The sequence below is a fragment of the Devosia sp. MC521 genome (assembly GCF_014127105.1).
Lineage (GTDB): Bacteria > Pseudomonadota > Alphaproteobacteria > Rhizobiales > Devosiaceae > Devosia.
Genome location: NZ_CP059902.1, coordinates 1,558,959 through 1,572,987, shown reverse-complemented (window position 1 = coordinate 1,572,987; position 14,029 = coordinate 1,558,959). Strand labels below are relative to the sequence as shown.

Below are 14,029 nucleotides of genomic sequence, written 5' to 3'. Positions count from 1 at the left end.
GTCAGATATCCCGGATGCGCGGATTGACCAGCACGTAAAGCAGATCGACCACGACATTGATCACGATGAAGGCGACCGCCACGGTCAGGGTCACGCCCTGCACCAAGTTTGGTTCATTGTTGCTGACACCATTGAGGATCAGCATGCCCATGCCGTTGATGTTAAAGATGATCTCGATGATGACGGCACCGCCCATAAGATAGCCGATGCGGAGCCCCAAAACGGTGATCGGTGTAATAAGCGCGTTGCGCAGAACATTACGACCGACAACGACATGTCGCGGAATGCCAGCCCCGAGAGCTGTGCGGACGTAGTCCTTGTCGAGCTCTTCAACAACGGCAGTGCGGACAACACGTGACAACTGGCCGACAACAGGCACAGCAAGCGCCACAGAAGGCAGCAACATGCGGAGGAACCAACCGCCGAAATTGTCAAACATGTCTGGCAATCGGCCAGATGTCGGAAGGAGAGAAATCAAACCGACTTTGTGCCCAAGCGCTTGGATAAGAAGAACAGCAAGCCAGAAGCTGGGGGTGGACAGCGACGCAATCGAGAAGACACGGATAAGCTGGTCAGGCCAACGATCGCGATAAATCGCAGCGATCACACCGAGCAATAGCGAGAAGAAGACTGCAGTTATCAACCCAAGGAAGGTCAGCTGCAGCGTGATTGGAAAGGCGCGAGCAACTTCGTCAATCACTGGCAACTGGCGCGCAGAGTACGTGCCCAGATCACCCTGGATCATGCCGAAAAGGAAATCGATGTAGCGGGACAATAACGGCTCATCGAGCCCATGCTGCAACCGATAGGCAGCGCGCGCCTCCATCGATGCGCCCTCGCCCAGCGCGGTGATCGCTGGATCTACGCCCGAAAAGGACATGACGAAAAAGACGAGGAAGGTGATCCCTAGGATCATGATCGGCAATTGCAGTAAGCGGCGACCGATCAGATTGAGCACGTTTAGCATTCCGCCTTGGCTCTCTTCTGGGTAAGCGTGACGGGGAAGTAGACCCCGGGATAACCCGAGGTCCGTATTTGCGAATGGCGCAATGTGCGCGACTGGCTATTACTTCTTCACGCCAACATCGAGGAAGGACAGACCAGTGGTTGGAACTGGTGCAAAGCCCTCGAGTTCGTCTGGGTTCCAAGCCGTCGGCAGCTGGCGGTGCAGCAGCGGATAGAGCACGACTTCTTCAGAAAGAAGATCCATGGCTTCGTTCCACTTTGCAGTCTGCTCTTCACCGGACAGCTTCTGTGCGTCGGCAAGCAGCTGAGTCAGCTCGGCGTAGCCTTCGCTTTCAGCCCAACGGTAGCGCGTGGTTGGCCAGATGTTGTCGCCAAACCACCACTGCATCAGAATGTCTGGGTCATTGCCGAACACAGATGGATCACCAGGGGCGATCATGACCTGCATTTCGCCAGCATCGACCTTAACGTACTGACCGCCGGACTGACCGATGTCGAGCGTGGTGTTGATACCAACAGCATCAAGGCTTTCCTTGATGATTGGCGCAACATCCTTCACCCAACCATGATCAGTGCTCATCAGCGTGATATCAAGCGAAGGAACACCCGCTTCAGCGAGAAGCGACTTGGCCTTTTCTTGGTTCAGCGAATAGACCGTCGAAGCTTCGTGGAAGTTCGGGTGCGTTTCTGGAAGGAAGCCCTTAGCAGCGGATGCGTTGTCGAGCATGCCAGTGCCAATGACCTTATCCATGTCGATCGCATACATAAACGCCTGACGAACACGAACATCGTTGAACGGCGCCTTCGTGGTGTCAAACATCGCGAAGAGCAGACCGAACGACTGGGCCTTTTCAAGCTCAGCAGTCGCAGCTACCGCGTCAACGTCGATGTAAGGAACGTCTTCCATCGCCTGAATTGTGCCAGACGACAGAGCATTCACACGCGCAGTAGGATCGGCGATGAGGTTCCAAACCATATCGGCTGCAAGCGCAGGACGATTGCCGGTGTAAGCCTCATTACGTTCAAACACAATTTCCGCTTCCGGCACTGCCGAAATCAGCTTGTAAGGACCCGTACCAGTCGGGAGCTTACCGAACGCTTCCGGATCTGCCTCAACCAGTGCCTTCGGAACGATCTTGATCGAACCGATACGCTCGTTGAAAAGCGAGAATGGGTACTTGTTGGTGAACTTTACAGTCGTTGCATCAACGACTTCCACCTTATCGATGAACGCTACGAATGAGCGGAACAGCGAGTTCGAGTTTGGATCCAGCACACGCTGAGCCGAGAAGACAACGTCTTCTGCAGTGACTGGGGTGCCGTCATGAAAAACAGCGCCCTCACGCAGCTTAACGATGTACTCGAGACCATCAGCACTGGTCGGCATTTCTGCAGCCAGGGCAGCGTAAGGCTGACGGGTGACCGGGTCGAGATCAACCAAGCCTTCCATGGTGTGCCAATTGGCAGCCACAGTGACCGCACCCGACGCATTGAGCGGATCGAAAGTGCCAGAGAGACCGTAAGCGATACCGGCCTGAATGGTGGCATCGAGGTCGATATTATCAGTATTTACCTGCGCAAAGCTGGCCGATGCGCCAAACAGCGACATTGAGGCGAAAGCACCTGCAGCAAGGCAGAGAGCGCGGCGAGAAATCCCTTGAGAACGCGAAGTCACTTATTCCCTCCAGTTGACATCAGACGTCTGACGTCTTCTATCCTAATGTATGGCTGCACGCAAGCCTTGTATCCAAGCGAAATACGCGGAATATCGCGGCACGCTACGGCGAAAATACACGCATGGTAGGAAAATGAGCGAACCGACTGACAGCACCAATAGCCCATTGCGGATGCGCCGCTCGACCACTGCCGAACAGATCAAGCACCTGATTATGCAAAGGGGTTTGCGGCCAGGGGATGCCATCCCGACCGAGGCGGAGCTCTGTAACGATCTTGGGGTTTCCCGCTCATCGGTGCGCGAGGCGATTCGCACTTTGGCCACACTCGACATCGTGGAAGTCAGGCATGGTCATGGCACAGTCGTGGGGAATATGAGCCTGACCCCACTTGTCGAGACACTTGTGTTTCGCGGCGCGCTAACACCCGGCGATGATCTTGAGGCGCTGCGTGAAGTGATCGAACTTCGTCGAGTGCTGGACTTGGCATTCACCGACGCTGTGGTGGACGCTCACAAAGGCAAGGCGAACCCGATCATCGAACGGCTCGTCACGAACATGGTTGAGCGCTCCAATAACAATGAACCCTTTTTGAGTGACGACAGGCTCTTCCACTCTGAAATGCTGTCACCGGTTGGCAATCCGTTGGCCGTTCAACTCGTCGCAGCTTTCTGGGACATCCATACGGCCGTCTTGCCGAAACTTGATCTGGCCCTTCCAGACGACATGCGCCAAACAGCGCAAGCGCATAGCGACCTCTATTGGTCGGCACAACGCGGAGACCATGAAGGCTACCGCCATGCCGTGATCGCTCACTATGATCCACTGGTGCGCATGCTGCAGAAGCAGGCGAAGTCGTAGTACCCTGCCCCAGCTGCGCAAGTGAATGCGTCGCTATCCCGAAGAATAGCGACGCCAAGAGATTTCATACTGCCCGGCATCGAAGGCCAAACGAGCTAGCCGAACGCCAGGCAATCAGATTTTAGGACGCCGCACGCAGGCTTCCCGTACCGCCAGACGCTTGGACTGAACGCGTACCCGCCAGTATCGCCGCCTCGAGGCATACCTCCTTCGGCTGGCCATTCAGCCAAGCGTCGATAAACCCGGCATTAAAGGCATCGCCAGCGCCGGTCGTATCGACCACCTCAACCTTTGCACTGCTGCGGGCGATCACCTCACCTTCGCAGGCCAGCATAGCCCCGTCGCCCCCTAGCTTGAGTGCAACAACGGGGAAATGCGATGCCAGCTTAGCCAGTGCCGCGGCCGGATCTGTATCCCCGGTCAGGGCCTGCGCTTCTTCCAGATTTGGCAAAAACAGATCCACATCTTTTGCACGTTCAAAGAACAATGGATCCTTGATAAGCGTGTCATCCCAACTCGGGTCGAGAGACACGGTCAGTCCCTGCGCCTTCGCCAGAGCGACAGCATCCTGCATTTCGTAAAGCGTTGCATATTCGGCAATATGCAAATGCGCTGCCTGATCCCAGGCGATTGCGGTCTCAAAGGTTTCCGGGCGTGCATAGCCCGCACGACGCGAGAGAAAGGCGCGATCACCGCTATTGACGATAACCACAGTCAACTGCGGACCAGCAGTTTCGTGCCGATCAAGGAACTGCAATTCCAGCCCAAGCGTCTCGATCTCACCACCCAAGGTGCGCGAAAGCGGATCCGTGCCAAAGCGTGCCACGACTGCTGAGGGCCGACCATGCGCTGCAACATGAGCAGCCGTGATCAGCGCACCACCACCTGGGGTTAAAGCGAAATCATCAGCGAAGATTTCGCGCCCCAGTTGCGGCATGCCGTCGAGGCCGCGAAACACCATGTCGCAATATATACGGCCGAGGCTGAGAACAGCCCCGGCTTTGTTCGAAGTCGATGTCATGCGCGGCCAATAGCCTTTTCGGTCACGGCATCAAAGAGATAAAGCGAACCGGGCTCAGCCCGTACTGTCACCGACGCCCCCACAGCAGGCACAACGCGGCCTGGTGCCGTACCGATGACGGTTTTGCCATTCAGGCCAATGTGCACCAGAGTTTCCGAACCAAGCGGCTCAACAGCCTCCACCAGGCCGCTGGCGACAAAACCATTGCCGTCGCTTTCACCGACCACAAGATCATGCGGACGGATGCCAACCAGCACCTTGGCGTCATGGCCGGGAAGGGTAAGCCCGGAAATGGCGGCACCGGCGACGCTGAGGTCCGACGCTGTCAGTTGGCCATCGATCATGTTCATTGAAGGGCTACCGATAAAGCGCGCGGTGAACACATCCTGAGGATTCTCATAAAGCTCGGTCGGCGACCCCACCTGCAGAATATGACCATCACGCATAACCACGATCTTGTCGGCCATGGTCATGGCTTCCACCTGATCGTGCGTTACGTAAACAATGGTGGTGCCAAGGCGCTGATGTAGCGCTTTGATTTCCATGCGCATCTGCGAACGCAGCTGCGCGTCAAGGTTCGAGAGCGGCTCGTCGAAAAGGAACGCAACGGGGTCGCGTACCATCGCGCGACCGATAGCGACGCGCTGACGCTGACCGCCAGAGAGAGCTGCAGGACGGCGATCGAGCAGATGGGACAGGCCCAAGAGTTTGCCAGTTTCTTCGATGCGCTGCTGCTTCTCAGCCTTCGAGAGCTTTGAGGTATAAAGCCCAAAACCGATGTTCTGGCCCACCGTCATATGCGGGTAAATCGCATAGTTCTGGAACACCATAGCGATGTTACGCTGCTTTGGTTCGCGCTGGTTCACGACCTCATTACCGATCAGCAGCTTGCCGCCGGAAATGTCTTCCAAGCCTGCGATCATGCGCAGTGTCGTTGATTTGCCGCACCCCGATGGACCGACAAAGACAACGAACTCGCCGTCTTCGATCTTAAGGTCAATACCGTGAACGGCTTGGGTTTTGCCGTAAGCCTTGATCAAGCCCTGAAGTTCGATACTGGCCATCAGACTGCTCCCTTTAATGCGTTGAATCGCTCATTGAGCGTGCGCGCGGCGTCAGCCTGTCGGCGCAAGAATGTTTCGTGTTTTGCAGCAAGTTCTGCTGCTTTGGTTTTGTAGCCAGCAATGGCCGCGTTCAGCGGCTCAGGTGCCGGACCGCCGTAGCGTGTCCGCACAGCGACGAAATATTCAGGCGAGACGATTTCAGCGAAGCTGGCTTCGTTCAGTGCCGTTTCGCGCTGGGTTGCGTACAAGAAGGCCTCCCGGAATGAAGCGTAGCCGTCCTTGGCCAAATCGCCCTTTTGGGCGACAACCGACTTGGCCACTGCCGCCGCAATCTCGTGTCCCTCGCGGAACGACAAGCCCTCGCGCCGAACTAGGCTGTCCGCCAGTTCGGTGATGGTGATGCAGGAGCGCGAGATGTTTTCGCGCACACGATCAGGGTTGATGCGGATTTGTGCAACCAGAGCGGCCAACAGGTCGAGCACGCGATAGGCACTGGCGAAAGCGCCATAGCCCATCGACTGCGTTTCCCCTTCGCTGTCGTTCATATCGGTGAACGGGGTGTTGTGCACCACGGTCAGCATGGCATGAGCGCGACCAACGGTCTGGCTCGAAAGATGACGCAAGTGCTCAATCGGCACCGGATTGCGCTTCTGCGGCATGATCGAGGAGATTTGCACGAGGCTATTTGGCACATAGATCTGCCCGACCTCAAAGCTCGTCCACACTTGGAAGTCTTGAATGACACGACCAAGATGGAGGAACATCAGTTCAATGGCTGAGTAGGTCGAGGTGATGTAATCCACGCCCGCAATGCAGGAATAAGAATTCTGCAAAGGCTCTGAAAAGCCCAAAAGGTCGGCAACGCGGTGACGATCAATCGGGAACCCCGAGGTCGTGATCGCAGCCGCACCCATCGGCGAGTAATCGAGAATGCGGTATGCTTCGAACAGCCGCTCGATGTCACGACCAACAAACTCTACGACTGCAGAAAGGTAGTGACCAAAGGTGGTTGGCTGCGCTGGCTGGCCATGAGTATAGGCGACTATCAGCGTCGCCCTTTCCCGTTCAGCCGCATCAATGAGCGCTGCATGCAGCGCCAGTGCCTTCTCGAGCAACACGTTCAACCGCTCGCGGATACCCAGCTTGAACAAAGTATGATCGATATCGTTGCGCGAACGGGAGGTGTGCAAACGCCCACCAAGGTCCGGGCCAACGCGCTTTTTCAATTCGCGTTCGATCAGGAAGAAGAAGTCTTCTACCTCACCGGTGTAAACAAGGGACGATGGCTCAATTTCGGCATCAATGCTCTCGAGCGCTTTAGCAATGTCGCTTCCCTGCTCTTCGGTGAGAATGCCGGTTTCAACCAGCATCACCAAATGCGCACGGTCGATGGCGCGAAAACCTTCGACGTGGTGATCCTTCGCCCCATCAAAGAGGGGGCGAAGAACGGTTTCTATGTAAACTGGGTCCGGAAAGACCGAGGTGTCGGTGAGACGTGGATCGGTCATGGCCTTAGCCCTTCAGACCGGCCAGCATAACACCGCGAACGATGTAGCGCTGGAGAGCAAGGAAGACGAGCAGCGTCGGAATTGTGCCGATCGCCGCGCCAGTCATAATCAACTCCCACTGGATCGCAGCTTCCGCCGAGAACGAAGAGATACCCACAGGCAGTGTGTAGAGCTCCTTGGAGGTCGTCACGATCAGCGGCCAGAAGAAGGCAGTCCAGTTGCCGAGGAAGGAGAAGATGGCCAGAGCCGAGATGGCAGGAACCACCATCGGCATCGCGATCTTCCACCAGATGGTGAATTCGTTCAGCCCATCAACGCGCGCCGCCTCGAGGAAGTCGTTCGGCACGCCTTCAAAGAACTGCTTCATCAAGAAGGTGCCAAATGCCGTCATCAGGCCTGGGAACATGATCCCCCAATACGAGTTCAGCCAACCCAGCTGGCTCGACATCAAATACCACGGGATCACCAACATTTCGGTCGGGATCATCAAGGTCGACAGAATGGCGAGGAAGATGAAGTAGCGGCCACGGAATTGGAACTTCGCCAGCGTGTAGCCAACCAGACTGTCGAAGAAGACGTTCGACGCGGTCACAACGACAGCAATGAAAGTCGAGTTGATGAACCACTGCAGGAAGCGGCCATCTTGCAGAACCTTCAAATAATTGTCAAAGGTCGGTGCGGATGGGATCAGCTTGAGGTCATAGACTTGGCCCGACGTCTTGAGCGAGGTCGAGAACATGAACAGCAATGGCGTGATCATGATCAGCCCACCGATGAACAGCAGCGTCCATGCAATGTAACGACCGGGACGAATATCGCGGCGGTTGGCCGCCAATTCAGAGGAAACGGTTGTAGCGGTCATTTCTTTTCCCTCAGCACATAGAGCTGGAGCAGAGAGACGATGAGCAGGATGGTGAACAGCACCACTGTCTGCGCAGCGGCATAGCCCATCTGGTAGGACGAGAACGCGGTCTGATAAATCATCAACACCAGTGGCTTAGTCGAGTTCAGCGGACCACCCGGATCATTGGTGGTCATGTTGTAGACCTGATCAAAGATGCGGAGGAAACCGATGGACGAGAAGACGACGAGGAACACAGTGGTCGGCTTCAGCAGCGGAATGGTGATCTTGCGCAAGATAGCACCATCGCCCAAGCCGTCGATGCGCGCGGCCTCATAAAAGGTCGATGGAATAGCCCGCAGACCTGCCATGAAAATGATGATCTGGAAGCCCAATCCTGCCCAAATGGCTGGAATGAGAATTGAGAACAGCGCTTGATCGACCGAGCGCAGGAATGGCTGCTGCGGGATCCCAACACTGCTCAGAACGGAGTTAATCACGCCGATTGGAACCGGCTGATAGAACCAGCGCCATACCCAACCCATAGCGGCAGCCGTGGTTAGGAAGGGCAGAAAATAGAGCGCACGGATGAAACCATGCATGAAGCGGACGCGGTCGAGGTAGTAGGCGATCAAGAAAGAGATCACCAAACTCAGTGGCGTACCGATGATGAGATAGAGGAAGGTGTTGTTGAACACTTTCCAGAAAGCTGGATCGGCGAACATTTTTTGATAGTTCGCAAAGCCGATAAACTTGGCCGGACGCAAGAGGTCCCAATTGGTCAGCGATAGCCAAAACGCCTGAAACGTTGGATAAAATCGAATGCCTGCGTAGAAGGAGATCGGGATGATGAGAAACACCCAAGCCCAGATCACACGCTTTTGGCCGATAGTCAGTCGGTCCCAAAGCCGAACCGGTCCTGACTGTGGAAGTGCGTTCGTTGACGCCATGTTTGCTCCTTGTGGGGCACCCGGGCGCTAGAGCCACAGATCCACACCGCCTGACGAACCACCCCGATCACAAGGACCGGGATGGACCGATTTTTTGGAGATAATCGCGAGCTCTAAGCCCGACGATTAGCGGTTGTCGTTGATGATCGCCTGCTCTGCAGCAGCTGCAGCGGCAACGGAGTCGGCTGGCGACTGACCTTCGAGCAGAATACGATTAACCGCATCGATCGCCGTCGTACGCTGACCAGCTTCGTCGTAGAAGCGGGTGGTGTGCGCGTATTCAAGGCCCTTCAAGAACGGCGCGCGGATTGGGTCAGCAAGATTGGCTTCGGTCAGTGCAGCGTCGCGACGCGCTGGCAGTTCGCCAACCGTTTCCAGCCAGATGTTCATTGCCTCTTCCGAGGAAATGTACTGCAGGAACTTCTGCGCAGCTTCGAGCTCTTCACCCTGAGCAGTCGCGCCGATGCCGTTAGCAAAGTAGGACGAGTAGTTCGAACGCATACCGTTTGCATCGGCTGGCAGCTCGACAACACCCCATTCAAATGGGTTGGCAGCGAACGCACCGAGGCGGAACGTACCGTCGATGGTCATAGCAGCAAGGCCTGCACGGAATGCTGCCTGGCCTTCATCCATGAAACCAACCAGGCCAACCTTCTGCTCGGTCTGCAGGTCCGTATAGAACTTCATCGCTGCTGCGCCAGCTTCGTCGTTATAAGCGACGTTGCCTTCTGCATCATATGGGACGCCGCCGAACTGACGAACGAGTACTTCGCGCCACCAATGGTGATCCTGCCCTGCCATATCGAGTGTGATACCAGCGGACGTGATGTTGCCACTACCATCAACCTTGGTGGTGGCCTTAGCGGCAGCGACGAGCTCTTCCAGATTGTTTGGAGGCTCGATGCCAGCTTCAGCGAAGTGCGCCTTGTTGTAGAACAGTGCAAGCGAACGCACCGCCGTCGGCAGACCATAATAGTCTTCGCCACGCTTCATCGCAGAGACGATTGGGAAAAATTCTGATTCAATCTCATCGTGCGGGAACACAGCCGGATCAAGTGGCTGAATGAGGCCACCGTTCACGAACTGATCGGTCCAACCGTAGAAGAGCTGCACAACATCCGGACCCTGCCCTGCAACCTTAGCAGCGACAACGCGCGTCTGGTAATCGGCATAAGGGAAGGTGGTCTGCTTGACGGTAATGCCTGGGTTAGCCGCCTCGAAATTCTCGATCAGCTTGTCCATAGCCTGAACACGGCTATCGAACACATACTGCCAGTATTCGATTTCAACGGCCTGGGCGGAGCCGAGTGCCAACATGCTGATGCCAGCGGCGAGGCCGGCCATTTTTGCTTTGAGAAGCATTGGTATATATCCTCCATACGACCGTCGGCCTAAGCGACAGCTCTCCATGTGACCTGAAAGTCCCCTTCCAAGCTTGCCTTCAACGTCCCCCAGAATCCAAGCGATTGTCAATAACATAATCTACTTGAGTTATTGTTTTGACATTCGACTTTTGGTGCTATGAGTTGAGCGCATCCTTCGGAGATCACTCGTGACTAGCCGCAGCAAAAAACCCGTACCGCCTATGGTCGCTATCGGCTCCAACCCAGAACGTAACCGCGCGCACAATCGCCGCGTCGTCCTTGAAGTGATCAGATTACACGGTCATTTGGGCCGCACTGAAATTGCCCGCCACGCCAAAATCACCGCCCAAGCGGTGACCAATATCGTTGAAGAGCTGCTCGCCGAGGGGATGCTGATAGAATTGGGACGGCTTCGCTCTGGGCGTGGTCAGCCCCCGATCCAATTTGCAGTCAATCCCGACGGCCCACTCACCGCAGGCGTCGAAATCGCCGCCGACCATATGGTGTGCGTTCTTCTCGATCTCTCTGGTCGCGTGCGTGCGCAGTCGATCAGTCGACTTGAGGATACCGGCCCGGCGGTCGTGCCAAAACTTGTCGCAGATGAAGTGGCCCGTCTTCAAACCGAACTCTCCGTAACACCGCCCCCCAAACTTTTGGGCATCGGCGTGGTAATGCCCGGACCGTTTGAAATTGAGGGTATGAGTTCTGTCGGTCCGGCGACCCTCCCAGGCTGGACTGGCCACGACCCAAGAAAACTCTTCGCCCAAGCCACTGGTCACGATGTAGTTGTCGAAAACGACGCGACCGCCGCCGTCGTAGGCGAGCGCCTCTATGGCGCCGGTCGCCAGCTTACCAATTTCTGTTACCTTTATTTCGGCGTTGGGCTTGGGCTCGGCGTCATACACGATGGCCGCCCATTGCGCGGTGCATTTGGCAACGCTGGCGAAATCGGTCACATCGGCCTAGTGCCGCGCAATGGCGCTGGCAAGGCAGGCCCGGCTGGCGCACTCGAGCGGTTCGTATCCGTTTTCGCTCTGCGTGAGCGTTTGGCCATGGCGGGCATCTATGCCAAAACCGTGGAAGATATCGAGCGCCTGCACGAGGCGCAAAATCCAACTCTGCTCGATTGGATTGAGACCGCTGCAGATTATCTCGCGCCGACCGTGGCCCTACTCGAAAACATTTTCGATCCCGAAACCATTATCTTTGGTGGCGGCCTCCCTGACGCCGTTCTGGAAGCAGTAATTTCAGCAATCAATCCTCTGCCCGTTACTGTGGCCACACGTGACAAACGCGTCTTGCCGCGCGTTCTAGGCGGGCAAACCGGCCAACTAACGGCCGCCCTCGGTGCTGCAGCTTTACCTTTGCTCGACACCGTCTCCCCACACCTCAGCCTTTCCGATCCTGCAAACTGACCCATCTTCGACGCAAGGACTAGTCGATCATGCTTTCTTCCCGCGACCGTCTTCATAACCGAGCAAAATCGCCACGCTTCGTCGCGCTGTACCGTGCCCTCACGCGGCTCAAGTCCACAGTGACCGTTATGAACACCGGCGCCCATCCGGACGATGAGCACAACTCCATGCTCGCCTCCTTGCGCCATGAACACGGCGCACGCATTGTTGTCGCCTGCTCGACACGTGGCGAAGGCGGTCAGAACACGCTCGGTCCAGAGCGTTTGGGAGCCCTGGGTGTTGTCCGCAGCCGCGAGCTTGAAGAGGCCGCCCGAGTTATTGATGCCGACATCGCTTGGCTCGGGCACGGACCGAATGACCCCGTTCACGACTTTGGCTTTTCCAAATCCGGCCCAGACACACTCGCCCGTTGGGGCAAGGAACGTACAATCGATCGGCTCGTTCGCGCCTATCGCGAATTCCGCCCTGACATCGTTATTCCAACCTTCCTCGACGTTCCGGGCCAGCACGGTCACCACCGTGCCATGACTGAAGCAGCCGAAACCGCACTCGCTCTGTCAGCCGATCCGACGTATAAAATCGCCGGCCTCACCCCTTGGAAGGTCAGCAAATATTATCTCCCCGCATGGTCCGGCGGCGGCGACTATTATGACGACGAAGTTCCTCCACCTCCCGCAACCACGACGATTATTGCGGGCGCATGCGACCCGGTCACGGGCTTGAGCTTTGCTCGTCTCGGCGAAGTCTCGCGGGCTTATCACGCCACCCAGAATATGGGCGACTGGCGCTATGACGCTTCGCGTTGGGACCTCCACCTCGTTGGCGGAACCGCTGAAATTAGTGTCTTTGACGCCCTCCCGACAAAACTGTCGGATCTTGGGTCCCAGCCTGAATTGGCCCGGGCTGACGCGGCTATTGCGAGCGCTATTGCAGCCTTCCCAAAATCGGATGAAATTTTAAGCGCCCTAATTGAGGCCAAGCAGGCACTCAGCAGTATTGACGCAATCGCTGACCATCACGCGCACCGCATCACTCGAAAAATTGTCGAACTCGACGCTGCAATCGTACTGGCCGCTGGTCTGGACCTGACTGCGTCCGTATCCTCCCGCGATGTCCTTCCCGGATCGAGTGTAACGATCACTATCGAAAGTGCACATCCACTGGACAGCACTGTCACCGTGACACCAGTAGCGCCAAAAGCTTTTGCTTCCGGCGTTCCTGTCAGTTTTAGCGCCCGCACGGCCATCCTGACTGTTGAGGCCGATCCGCATGCCGACGTCGGCAATCCCTACTACCCAAAATGGTTCAGCCTAGGCGGCAACGGCGCGCTCTGGCTCGAAGTCGAAGCCGAGGTCAGCGGGACCAAGGTTCGCTTTGCACTCGATACGGAAGAAGCCGTCCAAATCGCCCCAGCGAAAAGGGCCGCAATCACGCCCGAGGCGCTCATTCTAGCGCTTCCCGCACAGGGCCAGCACAGCTTCACTGTGAAAAGCACCGGCGCTCCATCGTCTGTATCAGTTGAGAATACCCCCTCTGGGCTCAGCGTCAAATTTGCGGGCGATGCGCTGCAGCTCACAGCAACTCCTGACCTCACTCCCGGTAAATACCACCTGCCACTGAGCGTTGACGGACTTTCGGCTCACGTCGTCACCCCTATTGCCTACGAGCATATCGGCACATCGCGCTATGTCCGCCCGCTCACACTCGACATATTGGCGCTCGATCTGAAAGTGCCTGACACCAAGGTAGGCATCATCAACGGCGGGGCCGACAATGTCAGCTTCTGGCTTAAACGCATGGGCGCCAATGTCATCGACCTAGACGCTGAAGCACTTGCGGGCGACCTCTCAGTCTATGACACTATCATCGTCGGCCTCTTTGCTTTCGGCACGCGCCCAGACTTGAAAGCGGTAACCAGCAAGCTACACACTTTCGTCGAGAACGGCGGGCACTTGGTCACCCTCTACCATCGCCCAACGGACGGCTGGGACAAGCAAGCTACCCCCCCTCGCCCGCTGACGATCGGCTCGCCTTCGCTTCGCTGGCGCGTCAACAACCCATCAAGCACAGTCGAAATCCTGCAGCCCAACCATCCGCTCTTTGCTGGCCCCAATACCATCACCCGCGCCGACTTTGACGGCTGGGATAAAGAGCGCGGTCTCTATTTCGCCTCTCACTGGGATGAAGCTTATGAGCCCCTCCTAAGTATGAACGATGTCGGCGAAAATCCGCTCTTTGGTTCTCTCGTCTCAGGGAGGATCGGTAAGGGGCGCCATACCCACACGAGCCTCGTGCTGCACCACCAGCTCGATAAGCTGGTTCCGGGCGCCTTCCGCATCATGGCTAACCTCTTGCAAAGAGCCTAA

General features: G+C 56.7%; 11 protein-coding genes. 3 read left to right on the top strand and 8 right to left on the bottom strand.

The genetic code is table 11. The features are described from left to right. Position 1: 1 nt before the first annotated feature. Both H4N61_RS07545 and H4N61_RS07540 read right to left on the bottom strand, forming a co-directional pair. A complete protein-coding gene (locus H4N61_RS07545) occupies positions 2-967 on the bottom strand; it encodes an ABC transporter permease (protein ID WP_182395665.1) in 966 nt (321 codons plus the stop codon). A 99-nt stretch (positions 968-1,066) separates the two neighbouring features. Continuing rightward, complete coding sequence (locus H4N61_RS07540; protein WP_199368485.1) at positions 1,067-2,641, bottom strand: ABC transporter substrate-binding protein; 1,575 nt, start codon at positions 2,639-2,641, stop codon at positions 1,067-1,069. 133 nt (positions 2,642-2,774) lie between these two features. On the opposite strand from H4N61_RS07540, the gene H4N61_RS07535 reads away from it, so the two are divergent. Next, the gene (locus H4N61_RS07535; protein WP_199368487.1) at positions 2,775-3,500 is read left to right on the top strand and encodes a GntR family transcriptional regulator; all 726 of its coding nucleotides are present in this window, start codon (positions 2,775-2,777) and stop codon (positions 3,498-3,500) included. Between the two features lie 121 nt (positions 3,501-3,621). Here H4N61_RS07535 and H4N61_RS07530 read toward each other — a convergent pair whose 3' ends face one another. The 6 genes from H4N61_RS07530 to H4N61_RS07505 all read right to left on the bottom strand — a co-directional run bounded on the left by H4N61_RS07530 (position 3,622) and on the right by H4N61_RS07505 (position 10,246). Next, positions 3,622-4,521 (bottom strand): sugar kinase, encoded by a 900-nt coding sequence (locus H4N61_RS07530; RefSeq protein ID WP_169193990.1) that lies wholly within the window; start codon positions 4,519-4,521, stop codon positions 3,622-3,624. Next, positions 4,518-5,585, bottom strand: coding sequence for a sn-glycerol-3-phosphate ABC transporter ATP-binding protein UgpC (gene ugpC / locus H4N61_RS07525; protein ID WP_169193991.1), 1,068 nt, complete (start codon positions 5,583-5,585; stop codon positions 4,518-4,520). The genes H4N61_RS07530 and ugpC overlap by 4 nt, the downstream gene beginning before the upstream one ends. Beyond that, complete coding sequence (gene argH / locus H4N61_RS07520; protein WP_169193992.1) at positions 5,585-7,093, bottom strand: argininosuccinate lyase; 1,509 nt, start codon at positions 7,091-7,093, stop codon at positions 5,585-5,587. The genes ugpC and argH overlap by 1 nt, the downstream gene beginning before the upstream one ends. Positions 7,094-7,097: 4 nt before the next feature. Beyond that, complete coding sequence (locus tag H4N61_RS07515; protein WP_182395663.1) at positions 7,098-7,955, bottom strand: carbohydrate ABC transporter permease; 858 nt, start codon at positions 7,953-7,955, stop codon at positions 7,098-7,100. After that, on the bottom strand, positions 7,952-8,884 hold the full coding sequence (locus tag H4N61_RS07510) for a sugar ABC transporter permease (RefSeq protein ID WP_182395662.1): 933 nt from the start codon (positions 8,882-8,884) through the stop codon (positions 7,952-7,954). The genes H4N61_RS07515 and H4N61_RS07510 overlap by 4 nt, the downstream gene beginning before the upstream one ends. A gap of 126 nt (positions 8,885-9,010) precedes the next feature. Next, the gene (locus tag H4N61_RS07505; protein ID WP_182395661.1) at positions 9,011-10,246 is read right to left on the bottom strand and encodes an extracellular solute-binding protein; all 1,236 of its coding nucleotides are present in this window, start codon (positions 10,244-10,246) and stop codon (positions 9,011-9,013) included. 223 nt (positions 10,247-10,469) lie between these two features. Between H4N61_RS07505 and H4N61_RS07500 the strand changes: the two genes are divergently transcribed. Together H4N61_RS07500 and H4N61_RS07495 are read left to right on the top strand one after the other, a co-directional pair. Continuing rightward, the gene (locus tag H4N61_RS07500) at positions 10,470-11,663 is read left to right on the top strand and encodes an ROK family protein (RefSeq protein ID WP_182395979.1); all 1,194 of its coding nucleotides are present in this window, start codon (positions 10,470-10,472) and stop codon (positions 11,661-11,663) included. A gap of 29 nt (positions 11,664-11,692) precedes the next feature. After that, positions 11,693-14,029: a PIG-L family deacetylase gene (locus H4N61_RS07495; protein WP_182395660.1), complete on the top strand. Its 2,337-nt coding sequence runs from the start codon at positions 11,693-11,695 to the stop codon at positions 14,027-14,029.